Here is a 22,377-nt window from a genome sequence, read left to right on the forward strand (position 1 = left end):
CTATTTAGGTTAACTTATTAGTTTAATTGATTTTATTTCTACTAAGCTTTAAGATATGCATTAATAATTTGATGTATCACATTATTATCAGCGAATAAAAGCGATATTCTCTCTTTTCCTTATCGCCGTTATTCGGCATCTGACTTCTTATTTTGGTTTAATCCTAAATGAAAACTCATAAAGTTAACCGGGTTCGCCCCTTTAGTGCATTTATTGATGCATGTGTAAAAGAGCCTTACTCTTTTGCGCGTTTATTAAAAGATATTATTGCAGGGATCACCGTCGGAATTATCGCGATACCTTTAGCCATGGCACTGGCAATTGGTAGCGGTGTTCCTCCGCAATACGGTCTTTATACCGCAGCTATTGCCGGTATAGTCATTGCTGTTTCTGGTGGCTCTCGCTACAGTGTTTCAGGCCCCACAGCGGCTTTCGTTGTGATACTTTATCCTGTATCTCAGCAATTCGGTTTAAGTGGCTTATTGATTGCCACATTAATGTCTGGCGTTATTTTAGTTGTTATGGGATTAGCCCGCTTTGGTAAACTCATTGAGTATATTCCTGTTTCTGTAACACTTGGATTTACCTCAGGGATTGCAATCACCATTGCGACCATGCAAATAAAAGACTTTTTTGGTCTTGAGATGGCGCATGTACCAGAAACTTATATCGATAAAATTATTGCCTTAGGTTTTGCATTACCAACCATTCACCTTGGTGATACGCTTATCGGCTTAACAACTCTGTTTGTTTTAATCTACTGGCCAAAATTAAATTTACGCCTACCAGGGCATCTACCCGCTTTAATCGCGGGTACTGCAGTAATGGGTATTGTGAATATGTTTGGCCATGAAGTTGCAACGATTGGCTCACAGTTTAGTTATCTACTTCCAGATGGATCAACTGGGCAAGGTATTCCACCTATTTTGCCTCAGTTTGTTTTACCTTGGAATTTACCAAGTACTGGAGCATCTCTTGAATTAAATTGGAGCACAGTTTCTGCTTTATTACCCGCAGCTTTTTCAATGGCAATGCTAGGCGCTATCGAATCGTTACTGTGTGCCGTTGTACTTGATGGCATGACAGGCAAAAAACATCACTCTAATGGTGAATTACTAGGACAAGGGGTTGGTAATATTGTCGCACCTTTCTTTGGTGGTATAACAGCAACTGCAGCGATTGCACGTTCAGCTGCTAACGTGCGTGCGGGTGCAACATCACCAGTTTCTGCCATTGTTCACTCATTGTTGGTATTACTAACTTTGCTGGTATTAGCCCCATTTCTTTCATATTTACCTTTAGCCGCAATGTCAGCACTACTGCTAATTGTTGCATGGAATATGAGTGAAGCGCGTAAAGTTATTGATCTTATTCGTCACGCCCCTAAAGATGATATTATTGTCTTAGTGTTATGTTTATCACTCACCGTTCTCTTTGATATGGTCATTGCCATTACTATCGGTATTGTATTAGCTTCACTGTTATTTATGCGTCGTATTGCCAATATGACCAAAATAACTGAATCCCCTTATACTGATGATGATAAGCAGTTATTAGTTGTGCGTGTTAATGGTCCATTATTCTTTGCAGCTGCTGAACGTATTTTTAATGAGTTACGCGAACGCAGTAAAGGTTATAAAACCATTATTATGCAATGGGATGCGGTTCCTGTATTAGATGCAGGGGGCTTACATGCGTTCCAACATTTCGTTACTGATGTAAAACATGATACCCATGTGATTGTGTGTGATATTCCTTTCCAGCCATTAAAAACATTGGCAAGAGCAAGAGTCACGCCTATTGAAGGAGAACTTAATTTTTATCCTTCATTACAAAAAGCACTGGATGATCTGGAGTTAATTCAGTAGTTATTTAGATTTTTAAGATAAAAAATTAACGCCTTTAATCAATATTAAATAAAGATTGAAGGCGTTTTTAATTATGAGTAATTCACTTAATAAGGAATAAATGCTTTACCAATCCCACTTCCTTGCACACCTTTTTTTAATAAATCTTGATAAAGTGCGTTCATTCCTAACCAGTGATTTTCACACCATTCAGGAGCTAATAAAGTAGGTTTTCTAGCACTAGCGCAAACACGATGATAAATAATTTCAGGAGGAGTATGGCGGATCATCTCACCCGCTGTATAAACATATTGTTCTTGCGTCAATGCATTAATACGTCCTGCTTTCCATGCCTTAGCTATCGTACTGCCTTCAACAATATGCAAAGGGTGCAATTTAAGCCCATCAGTACCTGTTTCAACCACTCGTTCTAATGTCTGCATATTAAGCAGATGATCTTCTCGTGGTAACCCGACAATAAGGTGCGTACACACTTTTAAACCACGCCGGCGAGCTTCACGAGTCGTCGCTTGGTAACATTGAAAATCATGCCCACGATTAATGTGCTTCAATGTTTTATCATGAGCTGTTTGTAAACCGAGTTCTAACCACACTTCATAACCTTGATCACGATAACCTTGCAATAAATCTAACACACTAATTGGCACACAATCTGGCCGGGTTCCTACACATAACCCTACCATATCGGCTTGTAATAGCGCGGTTTCATATAAAGTACGTAAGTATTCTACTTCGGCATAAGTGCTGGTATAGGCTTGAAAATAAGCAAGATAACGATGTGCACGGTTAATATTTTTAGCTTGTAATGCAATTTGTTCTTCAATTGAGTGATATTGTGTTTGCTCATCAGCAAAAGAAGAGACATTACAGAAAGTGCAACCTCCCCGCCCCAATGTACCATCTCGATTAGGACAGTTGAAACCGCCATGAAGGGTGATTTTATGAATTTTTTCGTGATAACGGCGCTGAAGATCAGCGCCGAACATATTAACAACCGTGTGTAGTTGCATAACACATTTTATTTGCTGGTATCTAACTCTGGGAAATTTTTTACCACTTCATCAATCGCTTTAATTTGAGCTAAGAAAGGCTCTAATTTTGCAAGCGGTAATGCTGATGGGCCATCACAAAGAGCATTATCCGGATCTGGATGAGCTTCAAGAAATAGTCCAGCAAGACCAACAGCCATACCTGCACGTGCTAACTCTGCAACTTGTGCACGACGTCCACCCGATGCAGCACCAAATGGGTCACGGCATTGTAGTGAATGTGTCACGTCAAAAATAACTGGTGCGCCTTGAGACGCTTGCATCATGACATGAAAACCTAACATATCAACAACTAAGTTATCGTAGCCAAAATTACTGCCGCGATCACACAGAATAACTTGGTCGTTACCGCCTTCTTTAAATTTATCAACGATATTCCCCATTTGGCCAGGGCTGACAAACTGCGGTTTTTTCACGTTGATCACTGCACCTGTTTTTGCCATCGCTTCAACAAGATCAGTTTGACGCGCTAAAAATGCCGGTAATTGGATAACATCCACAACTTCTGATACAGGTTGAGCTTGTACAGCTTCATGAACGTCAGTAATAATTTTAACGCCAAAAGTTTCTTTTAACTCTTGGAAAATTTTCAGCCCTTCTTCTAAGCCTGGGCCACGATAAGAGTGGATAGAAGAACGGTTTGCTTTATCAAAAGAAGCTTTGAATACATAAGGAATATTCAGTTTTTGAGTTACAGTGACGTAATGCTCACAAATACGCATGGCTAAATCGCGCGATTCTAATACATTCATGCCACCAAAAAGCACAAATGGCAGGTTGTTTGCTACCTTGATATCACCAATATTCACCACTTTATGTTGCATATTTATCCCTATACTGTTTGTCATGTACTGTATTAATCAAGTACGTTTCTTAAATTTTTAATGTAGAACAATAGGATTTTGTTCTATCGAATGAATTTGGATTTTGATCATCTCTGAAATAGGATCTTCAGGACATTGCTCAACAAAATAGTTTAAGTCAGAAATCGCCACATGGTTACACTCTAACTGAGCAAAAATAAGTCCGCGATCACGTATTTCGTAAGGATCTTCAGGATCAAACATTAATACCGTTTCACTCGCTTTTAATGCTTGCTCCATATTCTTTTCTTCCATTAAAGAAACTTTTAATGTATCCAAAAGTTTACGAATAATGGAGCTGTATTCTGACTCTTCTAAATCAGCCTCTAATAACACCGAATTATTTCCTACATTCCCTTTTAACCAAACTTCTAGGGTATGTTGTGATAGATATTCGCCATTTATTGGATTTAAAAATAACGGTTGTTCGTTAGGAATATCTATTCTGATAATAAGTTGTGTAGGAAAAATAACAGGCGCTAACGGTAAATTTAACAATTGCGCGATATAAATAAGAATCGAACCCAGTGAAACAGGAGAACCCACATGAGTCGCTAATACTTTATCTAACCATAAAGTATCAGAAAGACAATATTTACCACTTGCACCACTAAAGTGCCACTGCTTATAAAACAGTTTTAGTAATGCTTCTATTTGCTCTTTGATGTTTCCTTGCTTAGGAATTTCAGCTTCTGCTTGTTCAACAAGTTGTGCTAGTTGATAACCAACAGAAGTGGTCGGAAAATCAGGTCGAATAGCCTGAGAGATAAGGATCATGCCCTTAACTAAAGGGGCTTTATTAAATTCGTAATCAGCTATGGTTTCTATCATAATTCCAACGACCTACTGTCACTCGCTCATTACCGCCATAATCACGGAAAGTTTCCACACAGCAGTAACCCTTATCAGTAAAAATTTTGCGAACACCTTCACCTTGCTGCCAACCGTGCTCCAGTAATACCCAGCCTTTATCAGTTAAAAACTGACGGGCGGTTTCAATGATAATCTCGATATCAGCAAAACCGTTATTACCAGCAACTAATGCGGTTAAAGGTTCAAAACGAACATCCCCCTGATGAATATGTTCATCATTTTCATCTATGTAAGGAGGATTACTAATTATCATACCAAATTGATACCCAGAGAGTGAACTAAACCAGCAACTTTCCATAAATTCTGTGTTGTTTAATGCTAAGCGGGTCGCATTCTCTTGCGCTAACGCTACGGCTTCGGCTTGAAAATCCACACCAATAATATGGCAGTCAGGGCGCTCTGATGCCATAGCAAGCGCAATAGCTCCAGTTCCCGTTCCTAAATCAAGAATAGTTATTGGCTCTGTTGGTAGTTTTTCTAACGCTTGTTCAACAAGACATTCAGTATCAGGTCGAGGAATTAATGTTGCAGGTGAGACTTTTAAAGGCAGTGACCAAAATTCTCTTTCGCCCACTAAATAAGCGATAGGTTCACCTTTAATGCGTCGAGTAAGTAGTTGCGATAATTGTGTTAATTCGTCTTGTGAAAGCAACGTTTCATTAAAAGCCATTAAGTACGTTCGAGCACGCTGTGTTACGTGCCCAAGTAGAATTTCAGCATCACGTTTAGGGCTGTCACTTTCAATTAATTGCAAGGCTGCTTGACGCAGCCATTGTTCATAATTCATTAATTTAACTCAGAAAGTGCAGAAAGCTGGTCCGCTTGATATTCAGTGACAATAGGCTGAATTAGAGGATCTAATTTCCCTTCCATCACTTCATCTAAACGATAAAATGTGAGGTTAATACGATGATCTGTCACTCGCCCTTGTGGGAAGTTATACGTTCTAATACGGTCAGAACGATCGCCAGAACCTAATAAGTTACGACGTTCAGACGCTTCGGCTTCTTGACGTTTTTGCATTTCAGCAGCACGAATACGTGCGCCTAATACAGACATCGCTTTGGCTTTGTTTTTGTGCTGTGAACGCTCATCCTGACATTCCACTACAATCCCCGTTGGAATATGCGTAATACGGATAGCAGAGTCGGTGGTATTAACGTGCTGACCACCCGCACCTGACGAACGGAATGTATCAATACGTAAATCGCTTGGACTAATATCAGGTAATTCAGCTTCTGGCACTTCAGCTAATACTGCAACCGTACAAGCCGAGGTATGAATACGACCTTGAGATTCTGTTTCTGGTACACGTTGAACACGGTGACCGCCTGATTCAAATTTCAATACCCCATAAGCGCCATCACCCACTACTTTTGCAATGACTTCTTTATAGCCACCATGCTCACCTTCATTAGCATTCATGACTTCAATACGCCAGCGACGTGATTCTGCATAGCGGCTATACATACGGAATAAATCACCAGCAAATAATGCAGCTTCATCCCCACCTGTTCCTGCCCGAATTTCAAGGAAACAGTTAAATTCATCATCAGGATCTTTAGGCAATAACAGCACTTGTAACTGTTGCTCTAAATCATCGTTTAGTGCTTGCGCTTCTTTCAGCTCTTCTTGCGCCATCTCTTTCATTTCAGGATCATCAAGCATCATTTCTGCTGCTTCGATGTCGTCTTGCACTTTCCGCCATTGACTAAAACAAGCCGTGACGTCGGTTAATTGAGAGTATTCTTTTGAAAGCGCACGAAAACGCTCCTGAGAGGCAATCACATCGGCTTCTGACAGAAGAGCCTGTATTTCTTCATAACGCTCTTGTAGAGCTTCCAACTTAGCGACAATAGAAGGCTTCATTCGTAGATTAAGATCCTGTTAGACAAAGTTAATTATGGGTAATACCCAAACTTTCGCGTAATAAATTCAGGCGTTCAATATCACCATCACTGGCAGCCTGTTGAAGAGATTTCGTAGGTGTGTGAATTAGACGATTCATCAATTGATGTGAGAGTTGCTGAATAACTTTTTCTGCATCTGCGCCATTTTGTATCAATGTGATGGCTTTTTCTGTCATTTCTGCACGTAGCATTTCAGCACTGTCCCGATATTCTCGAATCGCACCCACAGCACCTTGCGCTCGTAGCCAATCCATAAATTGTCCACTTTCTTGTTGAACAATATGTTCGGCTTGAATAGCAGCCGCTTGGCGTTGTTCGCGGTTATGTTGAATAATCGCTTCTAAATCATCGACACTATAAAGGTAGACATTATTGAGTTTTTCAACATCTTGTTCAATATCTCGCGGAACCGCAATATCCACCAGCAACATAGGTTGATTGCGACGCTTTTTAAGCGCCCTTTCAACCATCCCTTTGCCAATAATAGGCAAAGGACTTGCGGTAGAACTAATAACAATATCAGCTTGCGATAAACATTCATCAATCTCTGATAATGTAATAACATCCGCATCGACTTCATTAGCTAAACGCTGAGCACGCTCTTTAGTTCGGTTAGCAATAATGATTTTTTTAACTTGATGTTCACGAAGATGACGAGCAACTAATTCTATCGTCTCGCCTGCGCCCACTAATAAAATAGTCAAAGAGGATAACGATTCGAAGATTTGACGCGCTAATGTACAAGCAGCAAAAGCAACAGAAACGGCATTGGCACCGATCTGTGTCTCTGTTCTCACTCTTTTCGCAACTGAAAAAGACTTCTGAAACAAACGTTCCAGCTCTGAAGAGAGCGAGTCATAATTTTGGGAATCGGCAAAGGCTTTTTTAACTTGCCCTAAAATTTGAGGTTCACCTAATACGAGAGAATCTAAACCACTTGCCACTCGCATTAAATGGCTGACAGCTTGATTATCTTGATGCCAATAAACACTGCTTTTCAGCTCATTTGGCTCTATTTGGTGATATTGACATAACCAGCGAATAAGCTGTTCATGACTATTTTCTTTGTCTTCCATACTAAGATAAAGCTCAGTACGGTTACAAGTAGACAGCACAACACCGCCTCTGACAGCGGGTTGCTGTAAGAGGTTATTTAAGGCATCACCCATGGTGTCGGGAGAAAAAGAGACTTTCTCACGTAAAGCAACGGGGGCTGTTTTATGATTAATACCTAATGCTAATAACGTCATATCAACTATATCGAGTTATGAATAAATACCGCCTCGCGACTTGACTTAGTGTAAACCTAAAACAGCGCATTTAGTATGGACTCTTCATTCCCGCCATTCTACTTGATGAACAGATTCAATAAAAGAGCTTACTTGAGTGATAAGAGATTTCTATACACAATTTAACGAAATATCGTTATATCATAAGGTTTATGATACTCTTTTTTTCAACTAATAACGAATTAAAGGAATGTCTCAGCTATGCGTTCACGCTTTTTTTCAACCAAACAACTCCTGCGCCTTATCCCGCTAACGGCGTTGTTGCTGAGTGCCTGTAATCTAAATCAGATAAAGACACAAGGTTCAGCATCTGATAACGATATGCAATGGCAAGCTCGCCAACAAGCATTAAAGAAAATTTCACAATATGAAACTCGAGGCGCTTTTGCTTATATCGAAGATACAAACAAAACCTATGCCCGATTCTATTGGCAAGACAAAGCAGATGAGCGTTATCGTTTATTATTGACGAATCCGCTAGGTACCACTGAGCTTGATTTAAATGTTATGCCAGGTGTCATTGAAGTCACTGACAATAAAGGTAAAAAGTATTATAGCGATAACCCAGCAGAGATGATCTACCAACTTACTGGCATGGTTATTCCACTCAAAAATCTACGTGCTTGGCTTGTTGGTTTACCAGGTGATGCAACTCATTTTGAGTTAGATGCTAATCACTTATTAAAATCTGTCACATTACCAGCACCTGAAGGTGATTGGATCGTGACTTACCAAGCTTATGATTCAAGTACCACACCCAACCTGCCACAGCGTCTTGAGTTAAAACAAGGCGAACGCATCATCAAATTAAAAATGGATAACTGGGATATACAGCAATGACTCTAAGTTGGCCTTCGCCTGCCAAATTAAATCTTTTTCTCTATATCACAGGGAAACGCTCGGATGGCTATCATAATCTACAAACATTATTCCAATTTTTAGATTATGGTGACACATTAACGATTACTCCTCGTGATGATACTCAGTTAACTATCTTAACGCCGATTGAAGGCGTAGAAGATAAAGATAATTTAATAATTAAAGCAGCTAAATTACTGCGTGATTATTGCCAACAACATCATATTCCTTTGAAGTATCAAGGCGCAGATATTAGTGTTGATAAAAAGCTACCAATGGGTGGTGGCTTAGGCGGAGGCTCTTCTAACGCCGCAACCACATTAATTGCACTTAATTACCACTGGCAAGCGGGTTTAAGTGATGAAACCTTAGCCGGATTAGGGGTAAGTTTAGGGGCTGATGTCCCTGTTTTTGTAAAAGGTCATGCTGCGTTCGCCGAAGGCGTTGGTGAAATTTTGACCCCAGCAGAACCAAAAGAACAATGGTATTTGGTTGCACACCCTGGAATTTCCATTCCAACCCCGACAATCTTCACAGATCCAGAATTAAAACGTAATTCTCCTATTCGCTCTCTTGGCGCATTATTAAAGGCTCCGTTCGAGAATGACTGTGAAATGATCGCAAGAAAACGTTTTCGTGAGGTTGAATATCTGCTTTCGTGGCTGTTAGAATATGCACCGTCACGCTTAACTGGGACAGGTGCCTGTGTGTTCGGTGAGTTCGGATCACAAGTTGCCGCTAGTGAAGTGTTAATTAACGCCCCTGAGTGGGTGCATGGGTTTGTAGCGCAAGGCGTCAACATTTCTCCTCTGCATTTATTCCGCTCAAGGATACCTGTGTTATTGCACCCGTAAGATGATGTTTACAAACCCTATGTTCATAAACACGTTCTTTACAGGTCAACAATATCTCTCTCTGGACGCAAGCCTGAGGTTTTTCTCGTGCCCGATATGAAGCTTTTTGCTGGTAACGCAACCCCGGAACTGGCTCAACGTGTTGCCAACCGACTCTACACTAGCCTAGGAGACGCGGCTGTAGGTCGTTTTAGCGACGGTGAAGTCAGTGTGCAAATCAACGAAAACGTACGTGGTGGTGATGTATTTATCATTCAATCAACCTGTGCACCTACTAATGATAACTTAATGGAATTAGTGGTCATGGTTGACGCATTACGTCGAGCTTCCGCTGGTCGTATCACTGCTGTTATTCCTTACTTTGGTTATGCCCGTCAGGATCGCCGTGTTCGTTCAGCCCGTGTTCCTATTACGGCAAAAGTTGTTGCGGATTTCTTATCTAGTGTAGGCGTAGACCGTGTTTTAACCTGTGACTTACACGCAGAACAAATCCAAGGGTTCTTTGATGTACCGGTTGACAATGTCTTCGGCAGCCCAATTCTTTTAGAAGATATGCTTCAAAAAGATTTGGACAACCCTATTGTTGTTTCTCCAGATATTGGCGGTGTTGTTCGCGCTCGTGCTATCGCTAAACTGCTAAACGACACTGATATGGCTATTATTGATAAACGTCGCCCTCGTGCTAACGTTTCTCAAGTTATGCATATTATTGGTGATGTTGCTAACCGCGACTGTATCCTTGTTGACGATATGATCGACACAGGCGGTACATTGTGTAAAGCAGCTGAAGCGCTGAAAGAACGTGGTGCGAAACGCGTATTTGCTTACGCGACTCACCCAATCTTTTCTGGTAATGCTGTTGAGAACATCAAAAGCTCTGTTATTGATGAAGTGGTTGTCTGCGATACAATTCCGTTATCAGCAGAAATCAAAGCATTAAATAAAGTCCGTTCATTGACTCTTTCTGGCATGCTGGCTGAAGCAATTCGCCGTATTAGCAATGAAGAGTCAATCTCTGCGATGTTTGAACATTAATTTGTTATAACATTCATTGCAATTTGAGATAACTAAAAACCCACTATAGTGTTTGTTATAGTGGGTTTTTTTGTTGTTTTTTCTAGATTAAAAATTTTAGGCAACAAAAAACCCGTTATTATTAAACGGGTCTATAGATGTGTATTACAACACATAATGACAACTTTCATTCACCTAATATCAGTTTTAGCTTATTTGTTTTTTTATCTGTCCTGATATTTATTTGTGATAACAACATTATGGATAACGGTGATTATCATGGCGACGATAACGTTCATCATGATTACGTAACCACCAATATCTTTCTGCTATTGTTTCTCTACCCCCGATACGGGCACCTGCTAGCCAAACCAGAGCACCAATAAAGATCCCCATTAAAGAGATATCGGCTAAAAATTCAGGCAATCCTAATGGGAATATATGACTAAGAAGCGTATAACCAAGACTACCGAGCATCACTATCATCCCCGTAGCCATAAATAAATTACCAACTGCAAATGCATGTTTATATTTCATGTTGCACCTCCAAGCGCGTCGTCAGACGATTCAACAACAAAATACATCGAATAACCTTTTATTCTTTGTAGTTATTATAGCCATAAATGCTAAGAAGTTATTGTCGAAGGGATCACATCGCTCCGAAATTTATTGATAATTCTTAACAAAAAATGTGTTTTTATCTTTCAAAAGAAGAAAATAGCGCCAAATTTGTCACTTTCGCTTTTTTTGTTAAGTCAAAGAAGTGATATTCCCTCTGACTATCATTTCAAAAAACATTCTATGCAATCAATTTTGTGCTTCTGTGCTTAGACGGGTAAACTATGGTCTTTCTTTTAAGACGATAACAGTGAAAGGCTATTGTGAGTAAAATTAAACTTATCGTCGGGTTAGCAAACCCCGGTGCAGATTATGCCCAGACTCGCCATAATGCGGGAGCTTGGTATGTAGATTTATTGGCTCAACGTCATCAGCAATCTCTAAAAGAAGAGAGCAAATTTTTTGGTTACACCGCACGCATTAATTTAAATGGTAATGATGTTCGTTTATTGGTTCCGACCACTTTTATGAATTTGAGTGGTAAAGCAGTACAAGCAATGGCGAATTTTTATCGTATTGAACTTGATGAAATTTTAGTTGCACATGATGAACTCGATTTACCGCCCGGTGTTGTCAAAATGAAATTAGGTGGTGGTAATGGCGGCCATAACGGATTAAAAGATATTCAAAGTAAGTTTAGCAATAATCCAAATTTCTATCGTTTGCGCATTGGTATTGGTCACCCTGGTGATAAAAATAAAGTTGTTGGCTTTGTATTAGGCAAACCACCAATGAGTGAACAAAAATTAATTGATGACGCTATCGATGAAGCACTTTCGTGCACAGATATTTTAATGCGTGATGGTTATGAGAAAGCAATAAACCGCTTGCATAGTTTTAAAGCATAATCATTACATTGATAAATTAAGCAGTTTCAATATTCAGAGGGTAAAATGCCCTCTTCTTTTGTGCGATTAATTCCTGATGATTTAATCAAGCAGGGATTTGCTCTATAATAGCGCCAATTTTTTTTAACAGCACACAACAGGAATACTCCCTTCTGTTGTTTTTATGTGACAAGGTGAACGTTTATGGGATTTAAATGTGGTATCGTCGGTCTGCCTAACGTAGGGAAATCTACACTGTTTAATGCCTTAACTAAGGCAGGTATTGAGGCAGCCAACTTCCCATTCTGTACTATCGAGCCAAACACAGGTGTTGTTCCAATGCCTGATCCTCGCTTAGATAAACTCGCTGAAATTGTTAAGCCACAGCGTATTTTACCTACAACAATGGAATTTGTTGATATTGCTGGCTTAGTAAAAGGCGCATCTAAAGGTGAAGGTTTAGGTAACCAATTCCTAACGAACATCCGTGAAACTGAAGCGATTGGTCATGTCGTTCGTTGTTTTGAAAATGACAATATCATTCACGTTGCGGGTAAAGTTGATCCTGCTGAAGATATCGAGACTATCAATACTGAATTAGCACTTTCTGACTTAGATACCTGTGAACGTGCAATGCACCGTAATCAGAAAAAAGCAAAAGGTGGCGATAAAATTGCTAAAGCAGAAATGGAAGTGTTAGAAAAATGCTTACCGCATTTAGAAAACGCTGGCATGTTACGTGCTTTAGATTTAACGGAAGAAGAAAAAGCAACGATTCGTTATTTAAGCTTCTTAACGTTAAAACCAACAATGTATATTGCAAACGTTAATGAAGATGGTTTTGAAAATAACCCATATCTTGAAACTGTTCGCAAAATCGCAGAAGCAGAAGGCTCTGTGGTTGTTCCTGTTTGTGCTGCGATTGAAGCCGACATTGCTGAATTAGAAGATGCTGAACGTGAAGAGTTTATGCAAGATTTGGGCATCGAAGAGCCTGGTTTAAACCGTGTTATCCGTGCAGGTTATGCATTACTGAACTTACAGACTTACTTTACTGCGGGCGTTAAAGAAGTACGTGCATGGACAATCCCTGTAGGAGCTACCGCGCCACAAGCCGCAGGTAAAATCCACACTGACTTTGAAAAAGGTTTTATCCGTGCTCAGACTATCGCTTATAACGATTTTATCACTTACGGTGGTGAACAAGGCGCGAAAGAAGCAGGTAAAATGCGTGCAGAAGGTAAAGAGTATATCGTTCAAGACGGCGATGTAATGAACTTCTTATTTAATGTGTAATAGCTATTTATATTAAACATCATATCTCAACCCACGAATAATTCGTGGGTTTTTTATCGATATTTCATTTTAATTTAAATATTATTAAAAAAATTTCCTTCCATTAACTAATAATTACAAACAGAAACGACAATACTCACTATTACATTCACGTCTTTTTCTGAACCTATTCGCATACACTTTCATCATCCAAAGCGAATATTTTAGACATCAAAAGATAATTTATCTTACCTTTTTAGTAACCTACCTATAAAACTATTAATTTAACTCTTTTTAGCTAGCTCTTTCACTTATTATATATTATAACTCTATCTTATTAATAAAATCCAACTGATTAATTTCTTTTGAAAAACAATTAATTATAAAGATTAAGTTATATTTAATTTACAAAATCATAACTATCACTTCTTATTTAATTACAATAAAAAATATTTGAAATATTTATGAATAAGGCTAATACTTAATTCATAATCAGTTAATGATTATTGTTTATTAAATAAAGGAAAGGAATGAATTTACCATGAATAATAATTTTCAATCTAATATGCGAGATAATAGTGATATAGAAAATAATAAAAATAATTATTGTCAATGTGGACAAGAAATAATTACAAACTTAAATAATTATATTAATAAACATCCTGAGTGTACTGTTTATCAAAACTCATTAATGAGCAGCTTGATTGCAGGTGTTTATGATAGTGATATCACAATTGCTGAATTATTAAAGCATGGTGATTTTGGTTTAGGCACATTTGAACAACTTGATGGCGAACTCGTTGCATTTGACAATAATGTTTTTCAATTACGCTCTGATGGTAGTGCTCGTGAAGCTTTGCATTCTCAAAAATCTCCTTTTGCTGTAATGACATTTTTTAATTGTGATATTGAACATCACTTTTCTTATGGTGCATCACAAAAAGAGATACACAATATCATTAATCAGTATGTTCCTTCTGACAATCTATTTTGTGCGATCAAAATTGAAGGCGAATTTGAATTAGTCAAAACACGTACCGTCCCCCGTCAAACACCACCCTATCTTCCGATGTTAGAGGCTATCGAAAATCAACCTATTTTTACATTTCACAATGAGACTGGAATTATTGCTGGATTTCGCTCACCACAATTTACTCAAGGAATAAATGTTGCAGGGTTTCATGAACATTATATTAATCAACAACGCCAAGGTGGTGGTCACGTCCTTGATTATTATTTAAAACAAGGTACCTTACAAATCGGTGTTATTTCCCGCCTTACTATTGACTTACCCTGTCATTCAACTTTCCTCCAAGCGAACTTAATGCCAGATAATCTTCACCAGGCAATAGAGCAAGCCGAAAATTAATTTAAAAGCCGCTTCATTTTATTCTCAATCTAATTTTTTATTCACTTGCAAAATTAAAGAAGGTTATATGAATACTCCTCATTGGAAATGTGGTGCAGATTTAGTTGTCAAACAATTAGAACAACATGGCATTAAACAAGTATTTGGTATTCCGGGTGCAAAAATAGATCGTGTATTTGATTCTCTTGTTGATTCAACTATTGAAACAGTCGTGGTTCGTCATGAAGCTAACGCTGCCTTTATGGCAGCCGCAGTTGGCCGTTTAACAGGCAAAGCGGGAGTCGCTATCGCAACATCGGGGCCAGGATGTTCTAATCTTGCGACAGGCATCGCCACAGCCACATCAGAAGGCGATCCATTAGTTGCATTGGGAGGAGCAGTAAAATCCTCAGATAGATTAAAACTAGTTCATCAAAGCATGGATACCGTTACCATGTTTAATCCTATCACTAAATTCTGTGCAGAAATTGATTCTTCAAAATCTATTTCTGAAACCATGGCTAATGCCTTTCGCCATGCAGAATCAGGAAGACCTGGTTCGGCTTTTTTAACTTTTCCAATGGATATTTTAAATAATGAAGTTGATAGCCCAATATTAGTACCAAAATCAAAATCTAATATGGGGGGCGCTAATAATGATGCTATCCAAGAAGCCGTTAAATTACTGCTGAATGCTAAAAGCCCCGTTATTTTATTAGGACTACAAGTTAGTTACCCTGAAAATGCATTAGCATTACAATCACTACTCGATATTTGCCCGCTCCCGATTGTAGGCACTTATCAATCAGCAGGTGCGATCGCTCAACGCCATTTTCCTTTATTTGCTGGCCGTATTGGCTTATTTAATAATCAACCGGGTGATGAGTTATTATCTCATGCCGATTTAGTGATTACTTTGGGTTATAGCCCTATAGAATATGAACCCTCATTATGGAACCACAATAATGCCAATATTATTCATATAGACGAGATCCCTGCTGAAATTGATTTAGCTTACTGTCCTGATTTAGAATTAACAGGTAATATCAAATTAACAATTAATGATTTAACTCATTATTTTGCTAAACAATCTACATCTCAAATTACACTCTCAAATAATACTCGTCAGATTTTAGAGAAAATTCGTCACCAAAGAGAAATTTTGCAACAAAATAGTTATTTTCGACATGGTTCCCCTATTCACCCTTTAACCATCATCCATGAGATGCAAAATATTATTGATAACGATGTAACACTCTGTATTGATATGGGAAGTTTTCATATATGGCTTGCACGTTATCTTTATAGCTTTAGAGCAAGACAAATGTTAATTTCTAATGGACAACAAACTATGGGAGTTGCATTACCTTGGGGAATTGGTGCTTCTTTTGTTCGACCTTCTGATAAAATTATTTCTGTTTCTGGTGATGGTGGCTTTATGCAATCGTCCATGGAATTAGAAACTGCGGTTCGTTTAAATACAAATATCTTGCATATTATCTGGGTAGATAACGCTTATAATATGGTAGAAATGCAAGAGCAAGAAAAATATGGTCGTTATTCTGGCGTAAAATTTGGTGCAATTGATTTTAAACGTTATGCTGAATCCTTCGGAGCTAAAGGGTTTTCTGTTGAATGTGCCTCTCAATTACGTACCGTTTTACATGAAGCAATGGCTGTTAATGGCCCTGCTGTTCTTGCTATTCCCGTCGATTACTGTGATAACGTTAAATTAATGGAACATATAAATTATAATTTGATTATTTAGCATGATACGGAACTAATCACAAAGAAGCCCCCAATAAGAATTAAAGCAAAAATCAAAACACAAAGCCCACTACAAATGAGCTTTGTGTTTTTCAAACGAAAACTACTCATATTTGGCTTCCTGCCATATTCTCAATTTAAAAATATTTTTTATTTAAATCGTGTCCAATATATTGTTATATGTCGATTAAATATTATATCTAACTTCTAATTTTAATAACGAAAATAACTTATCTAACTTCACTTTGTGTGGAGTGCATTATAACTTTCTTTAAACATTTCAAAGTCTTTATTAAATAAATCATAATAATTAGTTTGTTCAATAAGTTTTCTTTCACCTTTGATATAAAGAAGAAACTTATTCCAACTTGCATTCATCCCTATCTCATCAGGAAATAACATATTTACTAGATTTTCATGGCTAATAACTATCGTTTTATCACCACTTACAATAATATAATTGTTATTTTTCTTATCACTCCAATAAACTTTTTCATTATTCCCAAAGTTTTCTTTTTTAGCAAAGCCTTTTATTTCTTCTATTTCAAGATACTTATTGTATAAGGACCTTCCTTTTCCCTGAATAGCTAAGTCATTATGATAAACAGTCAATGCCATCAATTTAATGAAACAACCATTTTTTTTCATCATGTATTCTTTGATTTTTTCATTACCAAGCTCACTGATTAGATCTAAAATAAAGGATAAAGTACCAGAAGAGAGCTTATCAGAATACATGTTAAAGCCGTCATTTAAGTGCTTAATATCTAATAATTTCTTAGCGAAATCTTTAATAACCCCATCTTCTAAATAATATTTTTTAGCCGTTATATTATTAATTATTGAATCGATAGGAAATGATTCTAACTTCATCTCACCACTATTATTTATTGATTCTATAATCTGTTTTACAAGTTTTATTTTTAATTCTTTATATTTATCACTTATTGTATTTAATTTATTTAATGCATTACCACTTAACTTTCCGTTTAAGAGATAATCACTTTCAGTTTTATTAAAATATTTAGCTTTAGAATTAAGTTCGACACCATCGAGATTGTCATTTGTAAAATTAACATTACTTAGGTTAGAAACTAAAAAATCAAATTTAATATCTTTGAACTCTCTATTTTTAAAACCTTTGTTGCTATTACTCAATATGATGTCCTTATTTTTTATTTCACAACTTAATAAGTTACCTGGAAAAGAAGTATTATTTAAAGATAGATTATTATGTGTCAAATCAGGCGCAGATGATGCACTATTAGATGAATGTGGTTTTAAATGTTGCGATGCGTTAATCATGATGTTCCCCTATATAATTATATCGAAACAGATTAAATAGTTTTAATCTGTTTTATATTCATGTCATAAACACTATAAAAATCATTAATCAAATACGCTATAATAAAAGGAACAACATTAAGATTTTAAAATATTATAAAATCATTGTCGTTTATAGTTACCACACTAACCATCTGCTTATCAACAGAACAGGAAGCAAATCCACTTTGCCAAAATTCCGTACAATACAATAGTAAATATGAAATGTTGGAATGCTACAGCTTTAGTCAATAGTACTGGTAACGATTATAGAGAGTAATATTGCAAAATCGAGTTTAAAGATAAATTAGGTTATATGCCCTTTTCTATCTTATAAACAGAATAAATTGTATTTACTCTTATCTCGCCTAATAATAACAACCTTTAGAATTAGCTAACTTCACTAATGCAGTGTAATTAATCATAAGGTAAATCATCATGTCTCAAACACAGCGTTCCTCTTCTCATGTCCGCTTTATTGCGGTTCGCCTTATTCCAGGTGAAGATGTGATTGTGGCATTACGACAGATAATCGCCGATAATCAACTGCAATCGTCTTACATTGCAGGTTGTGTAGGTAGCCTAACCGATGTTGCATTGCGCTTTGCAGGACGCGAAGAAAATCGCTATCTTACAGGTAAATTTGAAATTGTTTCGCTGATTGGCACATTAGATGCCACCGGCGAGCATCTTCATTTAGCCGTATCCGATGAAAATGGAATTATGTGTGGTGGACATATGATGCCAGGTTGTACAGTGCGCACGACGCTAGAACTCGTTATTGGTGAGTTAGAGCAAGTGACTTTTAGCCGTCAGCCTTGTGAATACTCTGGTTATGAGGAGTTGGTCATCACACCGCGTTAATCGTCTTTTTATACAAAGAACCTTATTGACGCAAAATAATAAAACCAATAATAACTATCCTTTGTAAAGGTTTTTAAACTATGTCTACAACTCCTCAAATATCGAGTCGCACTCTTGTACTCATTGTCGTTTCTATTGCAATAAATATGATCGGTGGTCAAATCACCTCAATGGTCAAACTTCCTATCTTTTTAGACTCTATAGGTACACTTATTTGTGCCTTATTAGGTGGCCCATGGGTTGCATTATTTACTGGATTATTGACCAATTTATTATGGGGATTAATTAGTGGTCCAATCGCTGCTGCATTTGCACCCGTTGCCATGATGATAGGATTAAGTGCAGGTTTATTAGCGCGTACCGGCGGTTTTCGTTCATTAATTCGAGTTATTGGCTCTGGCACTATTATTACTTTAGCATTAATGATCGTTGCCGTTCCAATTCGTACTTATTTATTTGGTGGTGCCACAGGTAGTGGTGCAGATTTCTTTGTCGCTTATTTTCATGCGGTTGGTGAAGGGCTGATTGAATCCGTTGCAATCACTGTATTAGGTGCCAATCTTGCCGATAAAATATTATCAGCGATTATTGCTTGGTTATTAGTACGTCAATTACCGCAAAGAACACAACGTAATTTTCCTGCAATGGCTAAGGTTCGCTAATAATGCATCCTTTTACCTCACTGGCACTATGGCTTTGGCTAAGTGCCAGTGTGCTTTTCTTATCACTAAGCTTACCACTGTTGATTATCAGCAGTGGTACTTTTATTGGCTTATTACTTTGGAAAGCCTCTCGCTGGCGTTGGCGTCTTATTGCATGGCTGATGATCCCCATGGCGATAGGTTTATGGTTAGTTCATAGCGGTTGGCTTGCTTATTGGTTAACAGGTGGCATTTTAGATACCAGTAAACAAACCATGGCAATAACGCTATGGCTAAGATTATTAGCAATAATAAGTGGTGCTCAATTGTGGTTGCAGTACACTACAACCGAACAATTTATTAGAGCCTTATTTGCTAGCCGCCTACCTATGAGCCTTTCCTATTTATTTGCAGGTCCTTTGTTACTTGTAGAACAGCTACGCCAACAATTACACAATATAAGGGAAACACAATTAGCACGAGGAGTACCTCTTGATGGTTCATTCTGGCAACGTCTAATAACATTACCTGCCATTGTCCTACCACTGATTAGTCATGTATTAAGTGATTTGACTATTCGTAGTGCAGCATTAGATATGCGAGGATTTCGTATTATTGCAAAACGCACCACGCTTTCTCCTCCTGTCGATACACCACTACAAGAGATGTTACGCTATTTTATTTTACTGCTTATCTTTGTTGAAGGAGTTATTTGGCTATGGTATTAAATCTTCAGCAATTTAGTTTTACCCCCAAAGGCGACGAAAAACCTATTCTTGGCCCTATTGATCTGCAACTAAAACAAGGAGAATGGCTTGTTGTTTTGGGAGGAAATGGCAGTGGAAAAAGCCTTCTTGCCCAGCTATTAGCAGGTTGGTATCCCGATTTATTAACAGGCTCAGTGCAAGGCTTGGGTATTGTACAAAACATTGCTCTAGATAAGAGTCGGTTAGTATCACTCGCCCCAGGAAGACAACTTGTTCAACAATCCCCTCAATTACAACTTTCAGGTTGTGCTTTTACAGTAGAGCAAGAGATTGCTTTTGGCCCTGAAAATTTAGGGCTAAGTGATAATGAAGTTCGATTTCGTGTAAAAGAAGCAATGAAGTTAACACAATGTGACAACCTTCGTTTTCGCCCCCCTTCTACTCTTTCTGGTGGAGAGGCACAGCGTGTTGTGATTGCAAGCGCTCTTGCTATGCACCCCAAATTATTATTACTTGATGAAGCGTTTAGTCGTTTAACACCGAATGCAACACAACAATTGCAACAACGCATTAAACAGTATGCACAAGAGCACAAATGTAGTGTGATTATTTTTGAACGTAATTTATTACCAGCAATAACACTGAGTGAACAATTTTTATTGTTAGAAGCAGGAAAAGCAAAAGTAGCAGGCGCCTTAGAAGATATATTTCCTTTTTTATTTACAACAATTAATGCACCTGATGCTTGGCTAGCTTTAAATTGGTTAATTGAAAATCATCATTGGAATAAAAATATTGTACATAACGATAAAGCTTTACTTAAAGCTTTTAAGGAATTTTATGTTACAGCTTAATAAAGTGACTTATCGTTGGAGTGAGGATGTTCCACCCTGTATTTCTCAATTATCTTTAACGTTAAATCAAGGTGAATGGATAACACTCGTTGGTGATAATGGTGCGGGTAAATCAACCTTATTACGTTTAATTGCAGGATTGTTAACGCCAAATGAAGGTGAAGTAACACTCAACCATCAGTCATTATCTCAAATGAAAGCTGAGCAACGTGCACAATATATTGGTGTATTATTCCAAGAGCCTGAACGACAAATATTTCATAATACGGTAGAAAAAGAAGTCTCATTTGGCCTAAAACAACGCAAATTTTCTAAAGAAGAGATTAAAAAACGTTTAGATGAAACATTGATGCTTTGCGGTTTAAGTGATGTTGCTGATGTTCATCCTTTAGATTTACACGCAGGTCAACGCAGAATGGTTGCCGTCGCTAGTTTGAGTATTTTATCTCCTCAAATATTACTGCTTGATGAACCGACTCGTGATTTCGATGCATATTGGCTAACATGCTTTGAGAACTGGCTTCAGGTACAAAAAACATTAGGCACATCTGTTCTTGCTATAAGCCATGATCTTGATTTTACGGCGCGTCATTTTCAGCGGATTATCCATTTATCTTCAGGCAAATTAATTGCTGATGGCTCCCCTGAAAGCGTATTAATGAGTTCAACACTGCAATCCCTTTCAGATATACCTGCACCTACGCTATACTCATTAAGCCAAAAGTTAAAATTACCGATTAAAAATTCTCCCATTGAATGGGCTACAATGCTAGTTGAAATGAATAAAAATCGTCAAATTAACTCATAATACTCTTAAGATTTATTTATCTATTACTAGTCTTCGTTGTTGTTTATTTTCTTGTTGGAGACAATAAAATGGAACTTATTCACTCTCTATTAAATTCATTGGGTCATTTATCTCCTATTACACTTTTTCTTTCCATTATATTAATCACCGCAGGAAAATCGACTATTGGTATTTCTTCATTCTTGCCTCCTGCATCTTTAATGTTGATCTTTATTTTCAGTGCCTGCTTACCTTTTTATTCACCCGTTTTTCTTTGGTTAGCAACCAGTTGTGGCGCACTTTTAGGCTCAATTATTAGTTATGAATTAGGTCGTTCTATTTATCGATTTCCTCGACTTAAAGCATGGGTTAAGCGTTATCAGGCAAAAATTAATCGTGTTCAGCAACTACTGAAAAATAAAACTCACTACATTTTATTTATTTCTCGATTCCTTGCAGTATTTCGTTATTTAACCCCTTTCAGTGCCGGTTTGCTAAAACTACCTACATACGGTATTTACATTACCAGTGCTATTTCTGCATTAATTTGGTCAGCGATGTTTGTGCTGATTGCGACAGGTGTACTTTCCATTGCGCTATAAGGTCTGTAATTATTACTAAACTTTACTTATTTTCTTAACACTAAAATAGCCTATTTTCCTCCTTTCTTTATCAGATGATTTAACGATGTTCTGATCCGTCTATTTTTTCATTTTATTTTTTATTATCGATTAATAGGCTATTTTTTAGCTAATTTTATCGTTTCGCTAGCAAGTTATTAATATTTT

22 protein-coding genes are annotated in these 22,377 nt (G+C 37.5%); 14 read left to right on the forward strand and 8 right to left on the reverse strand.

Annotated elements, in window-relative coordinates:
- Positions 1–167: 167 nt before the first annotated feature.
- A complete protein-coding gene (gene dauA, locus DK861_RS14065) occupies positions 168–1,868 on the forward strand; it encodes a C4-dicarboxylic acid transporter DauA (RefSeq protein WP_109400521.1) in 1,701 nt (566 codons plus the stop codon).
- Positions 1,869–1,954: 86 nt separating this feature from the next.
- Here dauA and DK861_RS14070 read toward each other — a convergent pair whose 3' ends face one another.
- The 6 genes from DK861_RS14070 to hemA are packed head-to-tail and all read right to left on the reverse strand — an operon-like array spanning position 1,955 to position 7,813.
- Positions 1,955–2,878 (reverse strand): TIGR01212 family radical SAM protein, encoded by a 924-nt coding sequence (locus DK861_RS14070; RefSeq protein WP_109400522.1) that lies wholly within the window; start codon positions 2,876–2,878, stop codon positions 1,955–1,957.
- An 8-nt stretch (positions 2,879–2,886) separates the two neighbouring features.
- Complete coding sequence (gene kdsA / locus DK861_RS14075; protein WP_109400523.1) at positions 2,887–3,741, reverse strand: 3-deoxy-8-phosphooctulonate synthase; 855 nt, start codon at positions 3,739–3,741, stop codon at positions 2,887–2,889.
- Between the two features lie 57 nt (positions 3,742–3,798).
- On the reverse strand, positions 3,799–4,608 hold the full coding sequence (sirB1, locus tag DK861_RS14080; RefSeq protein ID WP_167426104.1) for an invasion regulator SirB1: 810 nt from the start codon (positions 4,606–4,608) through the stop codon (positions 3,799–3,801).
- Positions 4,592–5,440 carry a peptide chain release factor N(5)-glutamine methyltransferase gene (prmC, locus tag DK861_RS14085; protein ID WP_006536563.1) on the reverse strand — a complete coding sequence of 283 codons (849 nt, stop codon included), beginning with the start codon at positions 5,438–5,440 and terminating at the stop codon, positions 4,592–4,594. Before prmC ends, sirB1 begins: the two co-directional genes overlap by 17 nt.
- Positions 5,440–6,522 (reverse strand): peptide chain release factor 1, encoded by a 1,083-nt coding sequence (prfA, locus tag DK861_RS14090; RefSeq protein WP_072064034.1) that lies wholly within the window; start codon positions 6,520–6,522, stop codon positions 5,440–5,442. The genes prmC and prfA overlap by 1 nt, the downstream gene beginning before the upstream one ends.
- A gap of 28 nt (positions 6,523–6,550) precedes the next feature.
- Positions 6,551–7,813, reverse strand: coding sequence for a glutamyl-tRNA reductase (gene hemA, locus DK861_RS14095; protein WP_109400525.1), 1,263 nt, complete (start codon positions 7,811–7,813; stop codon positions 6,551–6,553).
- Positions 7,814–8,053: 240 nt separating this feature from the next.
- On the opposite strand from hemA, the gene lolB reads away from it, so the two are divergent.
- From lolB to prs, 3 genes are all read left to right on the forward strand, one after another.
- Positions 8,054–8,692, forward strand: coding sequence for a lipoprotein insertase outer membrane protein LolB (gene lolB / locus DK861_RS14100; RefSeq protein WP_006536558.1), 639 nt, complete (start codon positions 8,054–8,056; stop codon positions 8,690–8,692).
- Positions 8,689–9,564, forward strand: coding sequence for a 4-(cytidine 5'-diphospho)-2-C-methyl-D-erythritol kinase (ispE, locus tag DK861_RS14105; RefSeq protein WP_109400526.1), 876 nt, complete (start codon positions 8,689–8,691; stop codon positions 9,562–9,564). The genes lolB and ispE overlap by 4 nt, the downstream gene beginning before the upstream one ends.
- Before the next feature lie 87 nt (positions 9,565–9,651).
- Positions 9,652–10,599, forward strand: a complete 948-nt coding sequence (gene prs, locus DK861_RS14110) for a ribose-phosphate diphosphokinase (protein WP_036912921.1) — start codon at positions 9,652–9,654, stop codon at positions 10,597–10,599.
- A 237-nt stretch (positions 10,600–10,836) separates the two neighbouring features.
- Here prs and ychH read toward each other — a convergent pair whose 3' ends face one another.
- Positions 10,837–11,115 (reverse strand): stress-induced protein YchH, encoded by a 279-nt coding sequence (gene ychH / locus DK861_RS14115; protein WP_109400527.1) that lies wholly within the window; start codon positions 11,113–11,115, stop codon positions 10,837–10,839.
- A gap of 344 nt (positions 11,116–11,459) precedes the next feature.
- On the opposite strand from ychH, the gene pth reads away from it, so the two are divergent.
- From pth to alsS, 4 genes are all read left to right on the forward strand, one after another.
- Positions 11,460–12,044, forward strand: a complete 585-nt coding sequence (pth, locus tag DK861_RS14120; protein ID WP_072068240.1) for an aminoacyl-tRNA hydrolase — start codon at positions 11,460–11,462, stop codon at positions 12,042–12,044.
- A 183-nt stretch (positions 12,045–12,227) separates the two neighbouring features.
- The gene (gene ychF, locus DK861_RS14125) at positions 12,228–13,319 is read left to right on the forward strand and encodes a redox-regulated ATPase YchF (RefSeq protein WP_023582042.1); all 1,092 of its coding nucleotides are present in this window, start codon (positions 12,228–12,230) and stop codon (positions 13,317–13,319) included.
- A 520-nt stretch (positions 13,320–13,839) separates the two neighbouring features.
- Entirely contained in the window at positions 13,840–14,667 is an 828-nt protein-coding gene (gene budA, locus DK861_RS14130) for an acetolactate decarboxylase (RefSeq protein WP_109400528.1), read from the forward strand.
- Positions 14,668–14,734: 67 nt separating this feature from the next.
- On the forward strand, positions 14,735–16,414 hold the full coding sequence (gene alsS / locus DK861_RS14135) for an acetolactate synthase AlsS (RefSeq protein ID WP_109400529.1): 1,680 nt from the start codon (positions 14,735–14,737) through the stop codon (positions 16,412–16,414).
- A 239-nt stretch (positions 16,415–16,653) separates the two neighbouring features.
- Here the strand turns inward: alsS and DK861_RS14140 are convergent, their stop codons facing one another.
- A complete protein-coding gene (locus DK861_RS14140) occupies positions 16,654–17,718 on the reverse strand; it encodes a hypothetical protein (RefSeq protein WP_109400530.1) in 1,065 nt (354 codons plus the stop codon).
- A 456-nt stretch (positions 17,719–18,174) separates the two neighbouring features.
- Between DK861_RS14140 and DK861_RS14145 the strand changes: the two genes are divergently transcribed.
- From DK861_RS14145 to DK861_RS14170, 6 genes are all read left to right on the forward strand, one after another.
- A complete protein-coding gene (locus DK861_RS14145) occupies positions 18,175–18,600 on the forward strand; it encodes a PPC domain-containing DNA-binding protein (RefSeq protein WP_109400531.1) in 426 nt (141 codons plus the stop codon).
- A gap of 80 nt (positions 18,601–18,680) precedes the next feature.
- A complete protein-coding gene (locus DK861_RS14150; RefSeq protein ID WP_109400532.1) occupies positions 18,681–19,262 on the forward strand; it encodes an ECF transporter S component in 582 nt (193 codons plus the stop codon).
- Between the two features lie 2 nt (positions 19,263–19,264).
- A complete protein-coding gene (locus DK861_RS14155; protein WP_204101271.1) occupies positions 19,265–19,969 on the forward strand; it encodes an energy-coupling factor transporter transmembrane component T in 705 nt (234 codons plus the stop codon).
- Positions 19,960–20,802 (forward strand): energy-coupling factor ABC transporter ATP-binding protein, encoded by an 843-nt coding sequence (locus tag DK861_RS14160; protein WP_109400533.1) that lies wholly within the window; start codon positions 19,960–19,962, stop codon positions 20,800–20,802. Before DK861_RS14155 ends, DK861_RS14160 begins: the two co-directional genes overlap by 10 nt.
- On the forward strand, positions 20,789–21,610 hold the full coding sequence (locus DK861_RS14165) for an ATP-binding cassette domain-containing protein (RefSeq protein ID WP_109400534.1): 822 nt from the start codon (positions 20,789–20,791) through the stop codon (positions 21,608–21,610). Before DK861_RS14160 ends, DK861_RS14165 begins: the two co-directional genes overlap by 14 nt.
- Positions 21,611–21,678: 68 nt before the next feature.
- Entirely contained in the window at positions 21,679–22,191 is a 513-nt protein-coding gene (locus DK861_RS14170) for a VTT domain-containing protein (protein ID WP_006536526.1), read from the forward strand.
- The last annotated feature ends 186 nt before the right edge of the window (positions 22,192–22,377 follow it).

It is taken from the genome of Proteus sp. TJ1640, from assembly GCF_003144445.1.
Taxonomy (GTDB): Bacteria; Pseudomonadota; Gammaproteobacteria; order Enterobacterales; family Enterobacteriaceae; genus Proteus; species Proteus penneri.

Excerpts from the sequence above, each read along its gene's own strand:
- dauA (WP_109400521.1), top strand. The coding sequence starts at position 168 with ATGAAAACTCATAAAGTTAACCGGGTTCGCCCCTTTAGTGCATTTATT.
- DK861_RS14070 (WP_109400522.1), bottom strand. The coding sequence starts at position 2,878 with ATGCAACTACACACGGTTGTTAATATGTTCGGCGCTGATCTTCAGCGC.
- kdsA (WP_109400523.1), bottom strand. The coding sequence starts at position 3,741 with ATGCAACATAAAGTGGTGAATATTGGTGATATCAAGGTAGCAAACAAC.
- prmC (WP_006536563.1), bottom strand. The coding sequence starts at position 5,440 with ATGAATTATGAACAATGGCTGCGTCAAGCAGCCTTGCAATTAATTGAA.
- prfA (WP_072064034.1), bottom strand. The coding sequence starts at position 6,522 with ATGAAGCCTTCTATTGTCGCTAAGTTGGAAGCTCTACAAGAGCGTTAT.
- hemA (WP_109400525.1), bottom strand. The coding sequence starts at position 7,813 with ATGACGTTATTAGCATTAGGTATTAATCATAAAACAGCCCCCGTTGCT.
- lolB (WP_006536558.1), top strand. The coding sequence starts at position 8,054 with ATGCGTTCACGCTTTTTTTCAACCAAACAACTCCTGCGCCTTATCCCG.
- ispE (WP_109400526.1), top strand. The coding sequence starts at position 8,689 with ATGACTCTAAGTTGGCCTTCGCCTGCCAAATTAAATCTTTTTCTCTAT.
- ychH (WP_109400527.1), bottom strand. The coding sequence starts at position 11,115 with ATGAAATATAAACATGCATTTGCAGTTGGTAATTTATTTATGGCTACG.
- ychF (WP_023582042.1), top strand. The coding sequence starts at position 12,228 with ATGGGATTTAAATGTGGTATCGTCGGTCTGCCTAACGTAGGGAAATCT.
- budA (WP_109400528.1), top strand. The coding sequence starts at position 13,840 with ATGAATAATAATTTTCAATCTAATATGCGAGATAATAGTGATATAGAA.
- alsS (WP_109400529.1), top strand. The coding sequence starts at position 14,735 with ATGAATACTCCTCATTGGAAATGTGGTGCAGATTTAGTTGTCAAACAA.
- DK861_RS14140 (WP_109400530.1), bottom strand. The coding sequence starts at position 17,718 with ATGATTAACGCATCGCAACATTTAAAACCACATTCATCTAATAGTGCA.
- DK861_RS14145 (WP_109400531.1), top strand. The coding sequence starts at position 18,175 with ATGTCTCAAACACAGCGTTCCTCTTCTCATGTCCGCTTTATTGCGGTT.
- DK861_RS14150 (WP_109400532.1), top strand. The coding sequence starts at position 18,681 with ATGTCTACAACTCCTCAAATATCGAGTCGCACTCTTGTACTCATTGTC.
- DK861_RS14155 (WP_204101271.1), top strand. The coding sequence starts at position 19,265 with ATGCATCCTTTTACCTCACTGGCACTATGGCTTTGGCTAAGTGCCAGT.
- DK861_RS14160 (WP_109400533.1), top strand. The coding sequence starts at position 19,960 with ATGGTATTAAATCTTCAGCAATTTAGTTTTACCCCCAAAGGCGACGAA.
- DK861_RS14165 (WP_109400534.1), top strand. The coding sequence starts at position 20,789 with ATGTTACAGCTTAATAAAGTGACTTATCGTTGGAGTGAGGATGTTCCA.
- DK861_RS14170 (WP_006536526.1), top strand. The coding sequence starts at position 21,679 with ATGGAACTTATTCACTCTCTATTAAATTCATTGGGTCATTTATCTCCT.